This window comes from Stenotrophomonas sp. 57, from assembly GCF_030291075.1.
In the GTDB taxonomy this organism is placed as follows: Bacteria; Pseudomonadota; Gammaproteobacteria; order Xanthomonadales; family Xanthomonadaceae; genus Stenotrophomonas.
The window spans coordinates 1601611-1617453 of the sequence record NZ_CP127407.1 but is presented as its reverse complement, the minus strand read 5'-3'; the positions used below and the strand labels follow the sequence as shown (position 1 = coordinate 1617453).

Below are 15843 nucleotides of genomic sequence, written 5' to 3'. Positions count from 1 at the left end.
CCGTGAGAACTACCGTGAACACCGCCTCGACCCAGCGCCGCCGCATCACCCCCTCGGTCCTGTACCCGGGCACCCCGGTACTGCTGATGACCACGCTGAACGACGATGGCAGCAGCAACATCAGTCCGCTGTCTTCGTTCTGGGCGCTGGGCAACCGGGTGGTGCTTGGACTTGGGGTGCAGGGCCAGGGCTATCGCAACCTGCAGCTGCGCAACGAGTGCGTGCTGAATTTCCCTTCATCCGGGCAGGCCGCACAGGTCGAGGCGATCGCACGGGCAACCGGCTGTGACCCGGTGCCGCCCGCCAGGCAGGCGATGGGCTACGTGCACGTCCGCGACAAGTTCGCACTGGCCGGCTTCAGCCCCGTCGCATCCACCCACGTGGCGCCAATGGCGATTGCCGAGTGCCCGTTGCAGGTGGAGGTCAGCGTGATGGCGATGCACCCGCCCGGCGAGGACGACGGCCAGGGCTTCGTGATCGTCGAAGGTCGCGTCCGCTGCGTGCATGCGCATGAGGCCATCACCATCGCGGGCACCCAGCACATCGACGTTGCGCACTGGAAGCCGCTGATCTATCTGTTCCGCCACTACCTGGGCGTGAGCGCGCCGGTCGGGCGCAATTTCCGCGCGGAGACGCCCGTGCGCCTTCCGGCCTGACGGCAACGACTCATGGCGTGCCCGCGGGCACGTGCGGATGCCGCAGTCACGGGTTGCGCCGGCCAGGTTGGTGCTCGACGCGGCCATCTGCCGGTTCAACCCGGCGATCTGCGGATCGATGCTTCCCTTGCCGTTTCCGTGGAGGAACGACTGGAGCGCAACTTCATGGGTTCAGCGCCGGCAGCACAAGCATCAAGGCGGTTCGGCGGCGACTGCACGTCATGTGCGTCATGGCGCGACAAGCCATTCCCGCCAGCAACCGTGGCGAAGCCAGCCACGCCAAACAAAAAAGCCCTGACCGGAGTCAGGGCTTTTCAATTGGAGGCCTCAAGCGGAATCGAACCGCTGTAAACGGATTTGCAATCCGGTGCATAGCCACTCTGCCATGAGGCCAACGTACTGCGCGTCAGGAACGTAGCCCTGACAAGACAAAACCCCAAGATGGGGCCTGTCGGAACATGGAGCGGGAAACGAGACTCGAACTCGCGACCTCAACCTTGGCAAGGTTGCGCTCTACCAACTGAGCTATTCCCGCTTAAGCCGACATGCTACCCGAAATCGGGAAAACACACCAGCGATTTCACTTTTCTGACTGCGCGTAAAGGCTTGTGGCCCAGCGTGCCCCGCCTTGCCGCAGCGGGAGAAAAACAAGGCCCCTATCGGGGCCCTGTAGAATCTGGAGCGGGAAACGAGACTCGAACTCGCGACCTCAACCTTGGCAAGGTTGCGCTCTACCAACTGAGCTATTCCCGCAGATTCCGTTCGACCTGCGTCGAAGGAGCGCCATTGTGTCCAAATTCCTTCACGCCGTCAACAGTCTTCACATCATGCGGTCACGGGCGTCCGCGCTGGGGTACGCTGCCCCGCCCGACCCCGTTCGCCCATGCTCCTTCGCGGCACGCCCCTGTTGATCGCCCTGCTGCTGCACCTGCTGGTGGCGTTGCTGTATTGGGTACTGATTCCGCTGGGGATGGATGGGTATCGTGACCATTTCGGCTTTACGTCACATCGTGACATCAGCCTGGGCGTCGCCCAGTTCCATATGTTCTGGATGTTCATTGGCGCCCAGCCGCTGATCGCAGTGCTGCGGCCACTGTTCGCCAAGCTGCTCGTGCTGGCCATTCCCTTGGCATTCGCAACCTGGACGCTGATGCACAACCATCCGCTGCGCCTGCTGTACTTCACGGTCGGGCCGGGGTTGCTGGCACTGGCTGCAATCATCGGCAGCCGGCGGCTCTCTTCGCGCAGCCGTCCGCGATCCCTCACGGATACCGAAGATGCCTAGACGCCATGTCCGTATGTTCTGGCTGCTGGTCGCGCTGACCTGGCTGGCGTTGATCGCAGCACTGGTCAACGCCGGCTTCACTCCGGACTACTGGCTGCTGCACCGCTTGGAAGGTGCAGAGATCCCGTACCCGACCAGCACCGTCATCGTGTTCGCGCTGCTGGGAACGGTCGAGCTGGTGGTGGCCGCCTTGATCGTGCGGCCCTGGAGACTGAAACGGCTATGGCTGCGACTGCTGATCGCCTTCGCCCTGCTGCTGGCGTGGTCGGTGCCGTGGATGCTGTCGGCGATGCACCAGCCACCGGTGCAAGGCATGCATCTGCTGTGGTTGCTGTTGCTGGATGTGGGCCTGCTGCTGGCGCTGTGCCTGGTGTCGGCGGTGAGCGCGTGGCGGGCGCTCTGGCGGCGCGGGTCACCACAGACTCCCCCGCCGCAGCGCTAGAGGCTTACTTCCGGAACTCCACCCGCACGTGCTGGCCGAAGCGCGCCTTGGCTTGCCCGTCGAACTCCAACACGCACTCCACCACCTTGGCCATGCCACGTCCTGCGTCTTCAGGCAGGCGTGCCTGCGCAAACACCGGACTGATGCGCACCACGCGTGCAGGCGGCAGCGTGCCCATGTTCTCCGCACCATCACTGTCCGGCACCACGGTGGCGTGCATGCCCACCTGCACGGCATCGGCATAGGCGGCGCTGAGTTCGGCACGCACCTGCAGCGGGCGCGCCGGCAACAGCGAGATCGCCGGCTTGCCGGCCTGCACGAAAGCACCGACGCCCGGCACCTGGCCGACCACCGTGCCCGCTTCCGGCGCGCTCAACGACATCTGCTGCAGTTTCAGCTTCGCGTGCTCCAGCTTGTGCTGCGCCATATCGACCTGCGCACCGGCCACGTCGACATCGGCACGCACACCGGCCAGCTGCTGCTTGGCCGCATCGGCCTGCTGGTTCGAGGACACGCCTTCGCTGGCGCCCGTGGACAGGCGGGTGGCGTTGCGCTCCAGTTCGCGCAGCTGCGCCTGGGTGCCCTTCAGGCGGTCATTGGCCAGGGCCAGATCGGCGGTGGCCATTGCCACCTCCTGCTGCAGCAGGGCGCCATCCAGCGACAGCAGCAGCTGCCCCTGCTTCACCGTGGCGCCCTCCTTCACCGGCGCGGCGGTGATCGAGCCATCCACCGGCGGCGCCAGTGCAATCAGGCCACCCTCGACATCGATGATGCCGCGCGCCACGGCAACCTTGCCGGCGGCAGCAGTGCCCGCCTTGCCTGAAGGTGCCGATGCGGGGGTGGGCGCTTCCCTGGAACAGGCACCGAGCAGCAATGCCGCCGACAGGGCCAGGCTGAGGGGAAGCAGGTGCGACGTCTTGGTCATGGGGCGGACTCTACAGTTTCGTTCTGGCGCCGGTCATCACGGACCATGCCGTCTTCCATGGCGATCACCCGATCGGCATGCCGGATCAGGCGCGGATCGTGGCTCACACACAGCACGGTGGCGCCATGCGCGCGTGCGTAGCGATGCAGGATGTCGATCACGCGCTGGCCGTTCTCGGCATCCAGCGCGCTGGTGGGTTCATCGGCGAAGATCAGCGTCGGCGACTTGGCAAACGCACGGGCAACCGCCACGCGCTGCTTCTCACCACCGGACAGCTGCGCCGGGCGCATGTGGCTGCGATGGCTGAGGCCGACCTCCTCCAGCGCCTTGCGGGCCAGGGGCTCACTTTCACGATTGCGCATGCCGCGGTAACCCAGTGGCAGCTGCACCTGCTCCAGTGCGGTCAGTGCCGGGAACAGGTTGAAGCCCTGGAACACGAAACCGACATGGTGCAGGCGGAAGCGCTCCACCTCGCTGCGACTCATGTGGCCCACATCCTGGCCGAGCGCATGCACGCGCCCACCATCGGGTGCGGACAGGCCGGACAGCAGCGACAGCAGCGTGCTCTTGCCGCAACCGGAAGGGCCGGATACCAGGGTCAGCTCGCCGGGATAGATGTCCAGCGACAGGCCACGCAGCACCGGCACCTGCACATCGCCGGACATGAAGCCCTTTTCCAGTGCGTCGGCCTGCAGGGTCGGGGCGACGGCGCGTGTAGAAGTCATCGGCCGGTCCTCAACGCAGCAGCAACGATGGATCGGAGCGGACGACACTACGTACCGCCATGATGCTCGACAGCATGGCCATCACTGCAACCAGCGCCACGCAGCCAAGGATCACCATCGGCGTCAGCTGTACCGGCACGCGCTGGGACTGCGCGATCAACAGCACAACGGTGCTGAACGCTGCGGCCAGCAGCATGCCCATGCCACCGATCAGCAGGGCCTGCTCGAACACCACCCGCGCCAGCGCATAGCGACCCGCACCGAGTGCATTGAGCGTAGCGTACTCGCGCACCGATCCGGCTACCACCGACGCGAACGACTGGTTGGTGATCACCGCGCCAACGAAGCAGACGATGACGGCCATGAACAACACGGCGATACCTGCGCCGGTATCGAACAGCCAGTACTGCTGCGAGCGGCTGGCAAATTTCGGTGCGGTCCAGAACTCGACCAGTGTGGCCTGGCCCATCGACGCCGCAAGGCGGTCACGCACGCCATCGGCCAGCTCCGGTGAGCGCAGGCCCGCCACGAAATAGGTGCTGCCCTCGTGCGGATCGGTACCGGCGATGGCGCGCGCGGTATCCAGCGAGGCCAGCACGTTGACGCCACCCAGGCCACGCAGTCCCGGCTGCGCGGCAACCACACGCACGGCCTTGCCGTTGATCCAGGCGCGGTTGTTCTGCAGGTCCACGCCCAGCGTATCCAGGTCGGCGCTGTCGACGATCACGGCACCCGGTTCGCGCAGCTGTGCACGCACACCGGCCGGCAGGATGCGCGCGAACATCATCGCGTCGTCGCGGGTGGAAATGCCGGACAGGTACACCGACACATTGCCGGTGCCCTGCGCGCTGGAACGCCACTCGCCATCCACCCACTCGTAGGGTTCGACGCGGGTGACATCCGGATCCATGCGCAGGTGGCTTTCAACATCCGCGCTGATCGCATGCCCATAGTTGACGCTCTGGGTGCCGGGGAACCCGGCCCAGATATCGGCCGTGGATGCCTTCACGTAGATCGCGGCGGTGCCGAAGATGCCCAGCACCAGCGCCGCCTGCACGATCAGCAGCACGCCGGCAAAACACATCGCCAGCACCACCGGCAGGAACCGACGCCACTCATAGGCCAGGGTCTTGCGGGCCAGCGCGATCATTTCGACGCGTCCTCGGTCCGGGCCGGCAACGGTGCGCCGCCAAGCGCGCGGTACAGCGACGCAAACGCCAGCACGCGTGCGCCTTGCGCACCGATCAGATCAGCCTGCGAGGCCAGCGCGGCACGCTGCGCGTCCAGCCCATCGAATTCGCTGGACAGGCCCAGCTGCACCTGCCGCGCCTGGCGCGTGACCTGCTGCCCAGCAGCATCATTGGCCGCACGCAGCGACTGGATGCTGCTGTCCAGGCGCGCCAGGCTACCCAGCGCGCCTTCCACTTCACTCACACCCTCCAGCACCGCCTTGCGGTAGCCGAGCAGCGCGGCATCGAGCTGCTTTTCATCCGCATGGAAGCGCGCGCGGCGCTGGCCCCAATCCCACAGCGGGATGTCGACGTACGGGCCGATCGACGGGCTGGAATCGGAATTGGAGCGCGCGTTCTGGGTGAGGTTGTACGCGTACAGGATGGAGCCGCCGAGGCTGATCCGCGGGTACATCGCCGCGCGCGCCGAGCCCTTGCTGGCCGCGGCCTGCATCACCTCCGATTCGGCCAGCAGGATCTGCGGGCGATGGCGCAGCAGATCCGCGGGAACCTGCTGCAGCGAGAACGTGCCCAGCTTCGGCGGCGTGCGGTACGCGCGCCAGGCCGGGTCCGGGCCATCGCGGCCCAGCAGCAGGGCCAGCGCACGGGCCGCATTGTCGGCGTTTTCCCGAGCCTGCGCGATGGCAGCGCGGGTCGCGGCCTGGCGCGCGCGCAGGCGGTCAAGTTCGCCCGGCTCATCCAGGCGCAGGCGCTGGCGGACCAGGACCAGGTGTTCACCGCGGTCATCCACCGTCTGCTGGCGGGCCAGCAGGTCCTGCTGGGCCTGTGCCACGGTCAGGTCCAGATAGCTGCGCACCACGTCGGCAATCACCGCCACCTGTGCGGCGTTGCGTAGCGCCTCGGCGTTGTCGGCCGAGGCCTGCGCGCTCAGCTGCGCGCTCTCGGCGGCGCCGAACAGCCCCAGATCCCAGATCGCTTCAATGCCCGCATGGAAATAGGTATCGACGGCGGCGGCGTCCTGCACCTGCTTGGCGCTGGCCGAGATCTCCGGCAGGAAGCGCGAGTCGGAGGTACCAGCGACGATGCGTACGGCCTGCAGGCGAAGGGTTGCCTGCTGCAGATCGAGGTTGCCTGCAATGGCCTGGTCGACCAGGCCGTCCAGCGCCGGGTCGGCCAGCACCTTCCACCACTGCTTCGCGTCGACGGCCCCCCCCTGCCCCTGCGGCACCTGGGTCCAGGCGCTGGGGGTACGGTCAGGAAGGTCCGGGACCGGCACCGACATGCAACCGACCAGCGCCAGGCTGGCGAGCAACGCGCCCGGGCGCAGCACCGCTTGCAGGGAGAGTCCGCGCCCGGCCCCGGGCACCGCGACTGAAGGAATACGCCTGACCACCAGCCCGCCAACGTGTAGAAGGAGCATGAAGGCTACCGTGCGATTGTGGAGCGAACATGGAGAAATGGTCCGAAAACGGTCACAACACGCGTGCGGTTCAGGCAACGATGGCGTTGGCCTTTCGCCAGCCTTTCACGACGTGCGACACACGCAACGCTGGACGGACTTCACGGCGATTGACGGCTGCAGCGACTCTCTCCCCAACCCACGTGCCTGCGGATGTCCCCACAACCGCCGCACGTCGCCATTCTGATTGCGACATCTGAAACCGGTATGACGGACTACTCCTATCACGACGGCCATGAAGAGGCCGCGGCGCGCCACGGGCGCCTGTCGCAGCCGGGCGCGTATCAAACGAAAAACGCCCCCTTGCGGGAGCGTTTTTCTTGAATCTGGAGCGGGAAACGAGACTCGAACTCGCGACCTCAACCTTGGCAAGGTTGCGCTCTACCAACTGAGCTATTCCCGCTTGGGAGGCGGCATTCTACCGGATTCACATCGGAGGTCAAGCATGGATCGCGAAGATCCGATGCCATCGATGAACCGCCACTTCATCACCGATGAGAGAATGAAAAACGCTCTCTTGCGAGAGCGTTCTTCTTGAATCTGGAGCGGGAAACGAGACTCGAACTCGCGACCTCAACCTTGGCAAGGTTGCGCTCTACCAACTGAGCTATTCCCGCTTGGGAGGCGAAATTCTACCTGTTCTGGGAATGGCGTCAAGCGCTTTTTTCAGGGTGTGCAAGGCACATTGCACCGTGCATCCACGCCATGCGTGGATAGCGCATCGATGGGGTCAGAGCCCAGGCTCAGTTGCCCAGCTTCTTCTGCCGCGCACGCTCGCGCGCCGCGCGCTCGTCGTCGCGCAGGCTCGGCCAGGCGGCGTGCAGGTACTGCAGGCCCGACCAAAGGGTCAGCACCGCGGCAATGGCCAGGGTCCAGTCGCCGATATGGAACACCGGCCAGCCCATCCAGATGTCTTCCACCGGCACGTTCGGGGCCACCGAGTACAGCAGGCACAGCAGCGCGACCATCTGCGCGGTGGTCTTGATCTTGCCGATCATTGCCACTCGCACCTTGGCGCGCTGGCCCAGCTCGGCCATCCATTCGCGCAGCGCCGACACCGCGATCTCGCGACCGACAATGACGGCCGCCCAGAACGCCATCCACGGCGTCGGGTGGCCCTGCACGATCAGGAACAGCGCCACTGCCACCATCAGCTTGTCCGCGACCGGGTCGAGGAAGGCACCGAAGGCCGACTCCAGCTGGTAGCGGCGGGCGATCCAGCCATCGAGCCAGTCGGTGATCGCGGCCAGGCCGAAGATCGCCGCCGAAGCGAAGTTGGTCCAGGTGTAGGGCAGGTAGAACACCAGCACCAGCACCGGGATCATCACGATCCGCAACAACGTCAGCCAGGTGGGCAGGGTCAACTTCATGCTTGCGTGTTTCTCTCTCTACTCGGCCGCATCAGGCGTGGCCAACCCGTGCAGGTTAGCGTAGATGCGTGCCGCAAGGGCGTCATTGATGCCTTCCACCTTGGCGATTTCCGCTTCGCCGGCCGCTTTCAGGCCGACCAGGCCGCCGAAATGCTTGAGCAGGCTGGCGCGGCGGCGGGGGCCGATGCCGGGGATGTCCTCCAGCTTGCTGGTCATCCGCGCCTTCTGGCGACGGCCGCGGTGGCCGGTGATGGCGAAGCGGTGTGCCTCGTCGCGCACCTGCTGGATGAACTGCAGCGCCGGATTGGCTGCGCCCGGGCGCAGCTCACGACCATCGGGCATCACCAGCGCTTCGTGGCCGGCACGGCGTTCCACGCCCTTGGCCACGCCCACCAGCAGCACGCCTTCCACGCCCAGGTCGGTCAGTGCGGCGTGGGCCTGCGCCAACTGGCCAGCTCCACCGTCGATCAGCAGCACATCCGGCAGCACGCCCTGCTCTTCCACCGCACGACGGAAGCGACGGTCGATGGCCTGGCGCATGGCGGCATAGTCATCGCCCGGCTCGATGCCACTGATGTTGAAGCGGCGGTACTGCGCGCGCACCGGCCCGGCGGCGTCGAACACCACGCACGAGGCCACGGTCGCCTCGCCCAGGGTGTGGCTGATGTCGAAGCATTCCACGCGCTTGACCGGCTCGGCCAGGCCCAGCATGTCACGCAGCGCATCGCTGCGCGCGTGCTGAGCATTACGGCTGTTGAGTTCGGTGGCCAGGGTCAGCTGCGCGTTGCGGCTGGCCAGTTCCACGTAGCCGGCACGCTCGCCGCGTACGTTCCACTTCAGCTGTACCTTGCGTTCGGCCGAGGCGGACAGCGCGGCGACCAGCAGGTCGGCATCGGGAATCTCGCGGTCCAGCAGGATCTCGCGCGGCGGCTCGAATTCGATGTAGTACTGCGAGACGAACGCCGCCAGCACTTCTTCCGGGCTTTCCTCGCCATTGGTGCGCGGGAAGAACGGACGGGTGCCGAGGTTGCGGCCATCACGGAAGGCCAGCAGCAGCACGCACGCCTGCGAGCCCTGCATGGCCACCGACAGCACGTCCAGATCGGCGGCGCGGCCGTCCACGTATTGGCGGGTCTGCATGCTGCGCAGCGAGGAAATCAGATCGCGCAGGCGCGCGGCCTGTTCGAACTCCAGCGCCTCGCTGGCGACCTGCATCTGCTCGCCCAGCTCGCGGGTCAGCTCGTCACTCTTGCCTTCCAGGAACAGCGCGGCGCGGCGCACCGATTCAGCGTACTCCGCAGGCGCCACCAGCTCCACGCAGGGCGCGCTGCAGCGGCCGATCTGGTATTGCAGGCACGGCCGCGAGCGGTTGCGGAACACGCTGTCCTCGCAGCTGCGCAGCTTGAACAGCTTGTGCATCAGGTTCAGCGTTTCGCGCACCGCAGTGACGCCGGGATACGGCCCGAAATAGCGCCCGGGAATGGCGCGCGGGCCGCGATGCAGGGCGATGCGAGGCCAGTCCTCGCGGGTCAGCAGCACATGCGGGTAGGTCTTGTCGTCGCGCAGCGAGACGTTGTAGCGCGGCGACAACGACTTGATCAGCTGGTTTTCCAGCAGCAGCGCCTCGGCCTCCGAGCGCGTCACGGTCACGTCCATGCGCGTGATCTGCGAGATCATCGACATGATCCGCGCATTCTTCGGGCTGCCGTTGAAGTAGCTGCCGACACGGTTGCGCAGCGCACGCGCCTTGCCCACGTACAGCAGGGTATCGTCGGCGGCGTACATGCGGTACACGCCGGGGGCGGTGCTGAGCTGGGCCGCGAAGGCCTTGCCGTCGAAGGCCGGGGCGGGAACGTCGGTCATTCGCTGATCGGTACTTCGCTGAGCACGCCGCTTTCAGGATCGAAACGCAGCACGGCGTGGGCGTCGGTCTCGGCGATCCACACCGCGCCTGCGCCCACCGTCACGCCGGCCGGGCCATGCAGGCGACGCGGCAGCGGCTGCGTGGTCAGTTCGCCGCCGCCCAGGCGCAACGTGCGCAGGCGGCCATTGCCGGTGTCGGCGATCCACAGCAGCGGCGCGTCCGGACTGAGGGCAATGGCCTGCGGGAACTGCAGGCTGGCCTGCGCACGCGGGCCATCGTCATTGCCGAAACGCCAGGGCCCCTGCCCGACCAGGGTCTGTACCAGATCACCACGCAGTTGCAGCGCGCGGATCGAGGACCCGAGCGCGTCGGCCACGTACAGCACCTGTTGCACCACCGCCAGCGCGGTCGGCTGGGCAAACGCCGCCAGGTGGCCGCTGCCGTCGCGTTCGTCGATGCTGCCGCTGCCCGCGCGCCATTGCAGGCTGCGCTGGCCCAGGTGATAGCTCCAGATGCGGTTGTCAGCGGCCATGGCGATGTGCAGCTGGTTGTCGGCAATGGCCAGGCCGACCGGATGGTCCAGCGAGACCTGCCGCGCCTGCGCAACGGGTCCCTCCACCGGCGCGCCAGGGCGGCCATTGCCGCACAGCGTGTCGACGATGCCGGTGAGCAGGTTGATGCGGCGCACGGCATGGTTGCCGGTATCGGCCACGTACAGCGCGTCGCGCTCCAGCACGAGCGCCTGCGGGCGGTGGAACGCCGCTTCGGCCAGGTTGCCGTCCATGAAATCGGCCGTCCCCAACCCGAACTGGCGCAGGATGCGGCCACCATGGCTGCATTCGAGGATGCGGTGATGGCCACTGTCGGCGATGTACAGGCGTTCGGTGCTGACCGCCAGGCCCAGCGGAAAACGCAGGGCCTGGCGCGGTTCCGGGTGCAGCTCGGTACCGCCGCGCGGCGGTGCCGACGGGGCGCCCTCGCACAGCGCGTTCAAGGCGCGCTCCAGTTCACCCGCAGCGCCTTGCCCGACCAGGCGCTGCTGTTCGCGCCCCTGCGCATCCAGCAGGACCATGGTCGGCCAGGCAGTGATGCCGAAGCGGCGCCAGCCATCCCAGTCGGCATCCAGCAGCACAGGCATCGACAGGCCCTGGCGGCGCAGCAGTTTCAGTGCGGCGCCGGCGTCACGCTCGAAGTCGAAGCGCGGCACCTGCAGCACCAAGGGCTGCAGCTTGCCGGGGTGGCGCGACAGCCATTGGCCGAATTCGGCCAGGCGCTGCGCGCTCCAGGCGGAGGCGGCGTTGACGAACAACAGCGCCACCGGCCGACCGCGCAGTTCGGTCAGGGTGCAGGGGGCGGCATTGAGCCAGGTGGCGAACTCGGGCAGGTCCGGGACGGGCTGGACGTTCATGACCCGATTATGCCGGAGTCGACGTCATGCAACAGTCGTGCCACGGCACGTTCTGCAGCATCGTCGACCAGCGTCCAGACCTGCTCGAAGTGATCGCTGCCGCCGGTGTAGGGATCCGGGATAGCCACTGGTCCCCGCCCGCCGGACCACGGCAGGTACAGTGCCAGGCGTTCGCGTTGGGCAGGCGTCGCCAAGCGACCGGCATCGCGCAGGTTGGCTTGGTCGGCGCACAGCACCCAGTCGAACCGGTCGAAATCAGCGGACTGCAGCTGGCGCGCACGCAGGCCGCCGATGTCCACGCCATGCCCGGCAGCGCAGGCGATCGCACGCCGGTCCGGCGGCTCGCCGACATGCCAGTCGCCGGTGCCGGCCGAATCCACCTGCACCCGCCCCGCCAGCGGCGAAGCCTCCAGGCGTGCGCGCAGCGCACCTTCGGCCATCGGCGAGCGGCAGATGTTGCCGAGGCAGACGACCAGCAGCTTCATCGCGCGGCCATCGCCTGCAGCAGCGTTTCGGCACGCTCCAGGTCCTCGGGCGTGTCGATACCCGGCGGGAACGGCTCCGGCGAGATCGCCACGCTGATCGGGTAACCCGCCTCCAGCACACGCAGCTGCTCCAGCGATTCAACCTGCTCCAGCTGGCCTGGGGGCATCGCCGCGAACTGCTGCAGGAAACCGGCGCGGTAGCCGTAGATGCCGATATGGCGCAGCCAGGCATGCCCTTCCGGCAGCGTGTCGCGGCTGCGCGCGAAGCCATCGCGGTGCCATGCGATCGGTGCACGGCTGAAGTACATCGCCTCGTTGCGTGCGTTGCGTACCAGCTTCACTACGTTCGGGTCGAACAGGGTGTGCGCGTCCTCGACGGTCGTGGCCAAGGTTGACATCGGCGCACTGCCGTCGACCAGCGCCTCGGCCACCGCGCGGATGCCCGCGGCCGGCGCAAACGGCTCATCGCCCTGCAGGTTGACCACCACGGTGTCGTCGGCCCAGCCGGCGATGCGCGCGCACTCGGCAAGGCGGTCAGTGCCGGACGCGTGCGAGGTCGCCGTCATCGCCACCTTCACCTCGGCCATGCCGGCCAACGTGTCGGCAATGCGCTGGTCGTCGGTGGCCACCCACACCTCGCGGGCACCGGCCTGCAGCGCGCGACGCGCCACGTGCAGCACCAGCGGCTCGCCGCCCAGCGGGCGCAGCGGCTTGCCCGGCAGCCGCGAGGCGGCATAGCGGGCCGGGATGGCGACGACGAATTCGGTCATGGGGCGGTACTCGGCAGGCTCGTTGCAACAGGAATGCGGCCGGCGGCAGGTGAATGCAAGCGCCACCGCGCGACTCAGTTCGGTCTCAGCTTGTCCAGGCGATCGGTCAGCGCCACCCAGAACGCGGCGGGCAGCTCGGCGCGCAACGGAACGGCGTAGTGCCAGTCGTTGCCGAACGAACGGCATTTCACCGCATCCTTTTCGGTCATCAGCACCGGCAGCTGGCTGCCGAAGGACAGATCCTGGGGCTGGTAGGCCTGGTGGTCAGCGAAGGCATGCGGCACCACGCCGATGCCACGCTGGCGCAGCATGTCGAAGAAGCGCTGCGGGTGTGCGATGCCGGCCACCGCATGCACCCGCTGGCCCTTGAAGTACGACAGCGGGCGCGCACGGCCACCGGCCAGCGGCTGCGCACTGTCGATATGCAGGGCCATCGGCCACTGGCCGAATCCACAGGCCTGGGCCGCGGTCTCCTCGTCGGCCTGGCCCAGATTAACCACGCGGAAATCGCATTCGCTGGCGCGGCTGACGGGTTCGCGCAGCGGGCCTGCCGGAATCATGCGGCCGTTGCCGTAGCGACGCTGCGCATCGACCACTTCGATCTCGATGTCGCGCGCCAGCCGGTAGTGCTGCAGGCCGTCGTCGCAGACGATCACATCGCAGCCCGCCTCGATCAGCGCCTTGCCGGCGGCCACGCGGTCAGCGTCCACGCGCACCGGCACGCCGGTCTTCCAGGCGATCAGCACCGGCTCGTCACCGCCCTTGGCGGTCGGCGTGTCGGCCTGTACCCACAAGGGCTTGTCGGCGTCCTCGCGGCCATAGCCGCGGCTGGCCACGCCCGGCTTCCAGCCGGCCGCGCGCAGGCGCTCGACCAGAGCGATGGTCAGCGGTGTCTTGCCGGTGCCGCCGGCAGTGATGTTGCCGACCACGATGACCGGCACTGGCAGCGTGTGGCGCTTGCGCCAGCCTCGCCCATAGGCGCGCCGGCGCAGCGCGGTGACACCGGCGTACAGCGGCGCCAGCAGGCGCATTGCCCACGGAACCGGGCTGCCGTCGTACCAGTACGGCGGGGTCTGGGTACCCTTGCCAGCCATCAGTCCTGCCTTTCGCGGAACTGCATGCTGTGCAGATGCTGGTACAGGCCGCCCATGGCAAGCAGTTCCTTGTGGGTGCCGCGTTCGACGATGCGGCCGTGGTCCATCACCAGCACCTGGTCGGCGTGTTCGATGGTGGACAGGCGGTGCGCGATGACCAGCGTGGTGCGATCGGGCATCAAGCGCTGCAGCGCATCCTGTACCAGCCGCTCGGATTCGTTGTCCAGCGCGGCGGTGGCTTCGTCCAGGATCAGGATCGGCGCATCACGCAGGATCGCGCGCGCAATCGCCAGGCGCTGGCGCTGGCCGCCGGACAGCAGCGCGCCGTTTTCGCCGACCGGCGTCTGCAGCTGCTGCGGCATGCGTGCGATGAACTCCCAGGCGTTGGCGGCTTCGGCCGCGGCACGGATCTGTTCATCACTTGCCTCCATGCCATAGGCGATGTTCGCGGCGATGGTGTCGTCGAACAGCATCACCTTCTGCCCGACGATTGCCACCTGCCGGCGCAGGTCGGCCAACGGATAGTCATCCAGCGCCACGCCATCAAGGGTGATGACACCGCCACTGGGCTCGTAGAAACGCGGCACCAGCCGGATCAGGCTGGTCTTGCCGCTGCCGGAGCGGCCAACGATGGCGGTCACCGTGCCCGGTCTGGCAACGAAACTGATGTCGTCCAGAGCGATGCCGCTGTCCTCGCGGTAGCGCAGCATGACGTGGTCGAACGCCAGTTCGCCCCGCACGCGCTGCACTGTCGTGCGGCCTTCGTCGCGCTCCACCGGCATGTCGAGGATGCCGAACAGGCGCTCGGCGGCAGCGACGCCGCGCGAGATCGAGGTCTGCACGCTGGTCAGGCGCCGCAGCGAGGGAATGATGGCCATCATCGAGGTCATCAGGCCCATGAACTGACCAGCATTGAGGCGCCCGGCCAGCGCTTCGCGGGTCGACACCCAGACGATCACCGCCAGCGCCAGTGCGGCCAGGAACTGCACCACGCTGGAGGCGGCGGCGCGGGTGACCTCGACCTTCATGTTCAGCGCCAGCATGCGGTTGGCCAGCCGCGAGTAGCGCGAGATTTCATGCTGCTGGGTGCCGTGCACCTTCACTTCCTGCTGCGCGGCCAACGACTGCTCGGCCGTCTGCGCCATCGTGCCCATGCCATCCTGGATGCCACGGCTGATCCGGCGGTAGCGCTTGCCCACGTAGGACACGATGCCACCGATCAGCGGCACCACCAGCAGCATCGCCAGAGTGACCTTGACACTCATCTGCAGCATCACCGCCAGCATCGCGATGATGGTCAGGGTATCGGCCACCACGGTCTTGAGCGCATCGGCGCTGGCCTGGGTGACCTGTTCGGTATCGAAGTTCAGGCGGCTGACCATCACCGGCGTCGCTTCGGTATCGAAGTGCGACGACGGCAGGTGCAGGTACTTCTGCAGCACCTGTTCGCGCAGGTCGCGCACGACGCTGCGGCCGGTCTTGGCCAGCGTGTAGTCGCTCACCCATGTGGCGACGCTGCGCATCAGGAACAGGCCGAGGATGGTCAGCGGCAGCACCACGGCCGCGCGCGGCTGCGGGTCGACGAAACCTTCGTTGACCAGCGGCTCCATCAGCTTGGTGAAGTGATAGCCCGCCAGCGCTTCGACCACCATGGCGATGACCGCACCCACCATGAACACCCAGTAGGTGCGGGTGTAGCCCAGCAGACGTTTGTAGATCGGCCACACCGGCGCGTGATGGGAACTCATGGACGCACCTCTGGCGCAGTTGCAATGGCGATACGGCGGAAACCGAGCTGACCGAGCGCATCCTGCGCGGTCACCACGGCCTGGTAGGGAGTGCGTGCGTCGGCGCGCAGCAGCACGGGCTGGCTGCGGTCACTGCCGGCGACGGCGGCGATGGTCTGCTTGACCGACTCGACGTCGCTGCGGAGCACTTCCTGGTCATTGATGAAGTAGCGCCCCTCGGCGTTGATCAGCACGCTGAGCGAACGCGGTGGCTCGTTGGTCTGCTGCTGGCTGGCGGTCGGCAGCTGCACCTGCAGCGTCGAACGCGCGTCGAAGGTGGTGGTGACCACGAAGAAGATGATCAGCACCAGGATGACGTCGATCAGCGGCACCAGGTCGATATGCGGCTCATCCTGGGATCGGTCGTTGCCGATACGCATCGA

General features: G+C 67.2%; 16 protein-coding genes and 5 tRNA genes. 4 read left to right on the top strand and 17 right to left on the bottom strand.

Going from position 1 to position 15843, the window contains the following annotated elements:
* Positions 1-86 precede the first annotated feature (86 nt).
* Positions 87-656 carry a flavin reductase gene (locus tag QP512_RS07445; RefSeq protein ID WP_286072005.1) on the top strand — a complete coding sequence of 190 codons (570 nt, stop codon included), beginning with the start codon at positions 87-89 and terminating at the stop codon, positions 654-656.
* 319 nt (positions 657-975) lie between these two features.
* Here QP512_RS07445 and QP512_RS07440 read toward each other — a convergent pair.
* The 3 genes from QP512_RS07440 to QP512_RS07430 all read right to left on the bottom strand — a co-directional run bounded on the left by QP512_RS07440 (position 976) and on the right by QP512_RS07430 (position 1409).
* Positions 976-1049 (bottom strand) — tRNA-Cys (locus QP512_RS07440).
* Positions 1050-1115: 66 nt separating this feature from the next.
* Positions 1116-1191, bottom strand: a tRNA-Gly gene (locus tag QP512_RS07435).
* 142 nt (positions 1192-1333) lie between these two features.
* Positions 1334-1409: transfer RNA gene (locus tag QP512_RS07430), tRNA-Gly, on the bottom strand.
* Positions 1410-1539: 130 nt separating this feature from the next.
* Between QP512_RS07430 and QP512_RS07425 the strand changes: the two genes are divergently transcribed.
* A complete protein-coding gene (locus tag QP512_RS07425; RefSeq protein ID WP_286071554.1) occupies positions 1540-1941 on the top strand; it encodes a hypothetical protein in 402 nt (133 codons plus the stop codon).
* Positions 1934-2383, top strand: a complete 450-nt coding sequence (locus tag QP512_RS07420; protein ID WP_286071553.1) for a hypothetical protein — start codon at positions 1934-1936, stop codon at positions 2381-2383. The genes QP512_RS07425 and QP512_RS07420 overlap by 8 nt, the downstream gene beginning before the upstream one ends.
* Positions 2384-2387: 4 nt before the next feature.
* Here QP512_RS07420 and QP512_RS07415 read toward each other — a convergent pair whose 3' ends face one another.
* Genes QP512_RS07415 through QP512_RS07400 form a run of 4 tightly spaced genes read right to left on the bottom strand, consistent with a single transcriptional unit; the run spans position 2388 to position 6643 of the window.
* Entirely contained in the window at positions 2388-3308 is a 921-nt protein-coding gene (locus QP512_RS07415) for an HlyD family efflux transporter periplasmic adaptor subunit (protein ID WP_286071552.1), read from the bottom strand.
* Entirely contained in the window at positions 3305-4033 is a 729-nt protein-coding gene (locus tag QP512_RS07410) for an ABC transporter ATP-binding protein (RefSeq protein WP_142807664.1), read from the bottom strand. Before QP512_RS07410 ends, QP512_RS07415 begins: the two co-directional genes overlap by 4 nt.
* A gap of 10 nt (positions 4034-4043) precedes the next feature.
* Entirely contained in the window at positions 4044-5183 is a 1140-nt protein-coding gene (locus QP512_RS07405) for an ABC transporter permease (protein WP_286071551.1), read from the bottom strand.
* Positions 5180-6643: an efflux transporter outer membrane subunit gene (locus QP512_RS07400; RefSeq protein ID WP_286071550.1), complete on the bottom strand. Its 1464-nt coding sequence runs from the start codon at positions 6641-6643 to the stop codon at positions 5180-5182. The genes QP512_RS07405 and QP512_RS07400 overlap by 4 nt, the downstream gene beginning before the upstream one ends.
* 192 nt (positions 6644-6835) lie before the next feature.
* Between QP512_RS07400 and QP512_RS07395 the strand changes: the two genes are divergently transcribed.
* Positions 6836-7006 carry a hypothetical protein gene (locus QP512_RS07395; protein WP_286071549.1) on the top strand — a complete coding sequence of 57 codons (171 nt, stop codon included), beginning with the start codon at positions 6836-6838 and terminating at the stop codon, positions 7004-7006.
* A 3-nt stretch (positions 7007-7009) separates the two neighbouring features.
* Here QP512_RS07395 and QP512_RS07390 read toward each other — a convergent pair.
* From QP512_RS07390 to QP512_RS07345, 10 genes are all read right to left on the bottom strand, one after another.
* Positions 7010-7085: transfer RNA gene (locus QP512_RS07390), tRNA-Gly, on the bottom strand.
* 138 nt (positions 7086-7223) lie between these two features.
* A tRNA-Gly gene (locus QP512_RS07385) sits at positions 7224-7299 on the bottom strand.
* Positions 7300-7425: 126 nt separating this feature from the next.
* Positions 7426-8052: a CDP-diacylglycerol--glycerol-3-phosphate 3-phosphatidyltransferase gene (gene pgsA / locus QP512_RS07380; protein WP_005412825.1), complete on the bottom strand. Its 627-nt coding sequence runs from the start codon at positions 8050-8052 to the stop codon at positions 7426-7428.
* Between the two features lie 18 nt (positions 8053-8070).
* Positions 8071-9915 carry an excinuclease ABC subunit UvrC gene (gene uvrC, locus QP512_RS07375; RefSeq protein ID WP_286071548.1) on the bottom strand — a complete coding sequence of 615 codons (1845 nt, stop codon included), beginning with the start codon at positions 9913-9915 and terminating at the stop codon, positions 8071-8073.
* On the bottom strand, positions 9912-11324 hold the full coding sequence (locus QP512_RS07370; RefSeq protein WP_286071547.1) for a hypothetical protein: 1413 nt from the start codon (positions 11322-11324) through the stop codon (positions 9912-9914). Before QP512_RS07370 ends, uvrC begins: the two co-directional genes overlap by 4 nt.
* Positions 11321-11809: a low molecular weight protein-tyrosine-phosphatase gene (locus QP512_RS07365; RefSeq protein WP_286071546.1), complete on the bottom strand. Its 489-nt coding sequence runs from the start codon at positions 11807-11809 to the stop codon at positions 11321-11323. The genes QP512_RS07370 and QP512_RS07365 overlap by 4 nt, the downstream gene beginning before the upstream one ends.
* Complete coding sequence (gene kdsB / locus QP512_RS07360; RefSeq protein WP_286071545.1) at positions 11806-12579, bottom strand: 3-deoxy-manno-octulosonate cytidylyltransferase; 774 nt, start codon at positions 12577-12579, stop codon at positions 11806-11808. The genes QP512_RS07365 and kdsB overlap by 4 nt, the downstream gene beginning before the upstream one ends.
* A 74-nt stretch (positions 12580-12653) precedes the next feature.
* Entirely contained in the window at positions 12654-13673 is a 1020-nt protein-coding gene (gene lpxK, locus QP512_RS07355; protein ID WP_286071544.1) for a tetraacyldisaccharide 4'-kinase, read from the bottom strand.
* A complete protein-coding gene (msbA, locus tag QP512_RS07350) occupies positions 13673-15421 on the bottom strand; it encodes a lipid A export permease/ATP-binding protein MsbA (RefSeq protein WP_286071543.1) in 1749 nt (582 codons plus the stop codon). The genes lpxK and msbA overlap by 1 nt, the downstream gene beginning before the upstream one ends.
* Positions 15418-15840 (bottom strand): biopolymer transporter ExbD, encoded by a 423-nt coding sequence (locus tag QP512_RS07345; RefSeq protein WP_286071542.1) that lies wholly within the window; start codon positions 15838-15840, stop codon positions 15418-15420. The genes msbA and QP512_RS07345 overlap by 4 nt, the downstream gene beginning before the upstream one ends.
* Between the last annotated feature and the right edge of the window lie 3 nt (positions 15841-15843).

Bases quoted from the DNA above. Each gene is read 5' to 3' on its own strand.
- QP512_RS07420 (WP_286071553.1), top strand. From the start codon at position 1,934: ATGCCTAGACGCCATGTCCGTATGTTCTGGCTGCTGGTCGCGCTGACC.
- QP512_RS07345 (WP_286071542.1), bottom strand. From the start codon at position 15,840: ATGCGTATCGGCAACGACCGATCCCAGGATGAGCCGCATATCGACCTG.
- pgsA (WP_005412825.1), bottom strand. From the start codon at position 8,052: ATGAAGTTGACCCTGCCCACCTGGCTGACGTTGTTGCGGATCGTGATG.
- QP512_RS07445 (WP_286072005.1), top strand. From the start codon at position 87: ATGACCACGCTGAACGACGATGGCAGCAGCAACATCAGTCCGCTGTCT.
- lpxK (WP_286071544.1), bottom strand. From the start codon at position 13,673: ATGGCTGGCAAGGGTACCCAGACCCCGCCGTACTGGTACGACGGCAGC.
- QP512_RS07425 (WP_286071554.1), top strand. From the start codon at position 1,540: ATGCTCCTTCGCGGCACGCCCCTGTTGATCGCCCTGCTGCTGCACCTG.
- QP512_RS07400 (WP_286071550.1), bottom strand. From the start codon at position 6,643: ATGCTCCTTCTACACGTTGGCGGGCTGGTGGTCAGGCGTATTCCTTCA.
- QP512_RS07415 (WP_286071552.1), bottom strand. From the start codon at position 3,308: ATGACCAAGACGTCGCACCTGCTTCCCCTCAGCCTGGCCCTGTCGGCG.
- QP512_RS07405 (WP_286071551.1), bottom strand. From the start codon at position 5,183: ATGATCGCGCTGGCCCGCAAGACCCTGGCCTATGAGTGGCGTCGGTTC.
- kdsB (WP_286071545.1), bottom strand. From the start codon at position 12,579: ATGACCGAATTCGTCGTCGCCATCCCGGCCCGCTATGCCGCCTCGCGG.
- QP512_RS07370 (WP_286071547.1), bottom strand. From the start codon at position 11,324: ATGAACGTCCAGCCCGTCCCGGACCTGCCCGAGTTCGCCACCTGGCTC.
- QP512_RS07365 (WP_286071546.1), bottom strand. From the start codon at position 11,809: ATGAAGCTGCTGGTCGTCTGCCTCGGCAACATCTGCCGCTCGCCGATG.
- uvrC (WP_286071548.1), bottom strand. From the start codon at position 9,915: ATGACCGACGTTCCCGCCCCGGCCTTCGACGGCAAGGCCTTCGCGGCC.
- QP512_RS07410 (WP_142807664.1), bottom strand. From the start codon at position 4,033: ATGACTTCTACACGCGCCGTCGCCCCGACCCTGCAGGCCGACGCACTG.
- msbA (WP_286071543.1), bottom strand. From the start codon at position 15,421: ATGAGTTCCCATCACGCGCCGGTGTGGCCGATCTACAAACGTCTGCTG.
- QP512_RS07395 (WP_286071549.1), top strand. From the start codon at position 6,836: ATGTCCCCACAACCGCCGCACGTCGCCATTCTGATTGCGACATCTGAA.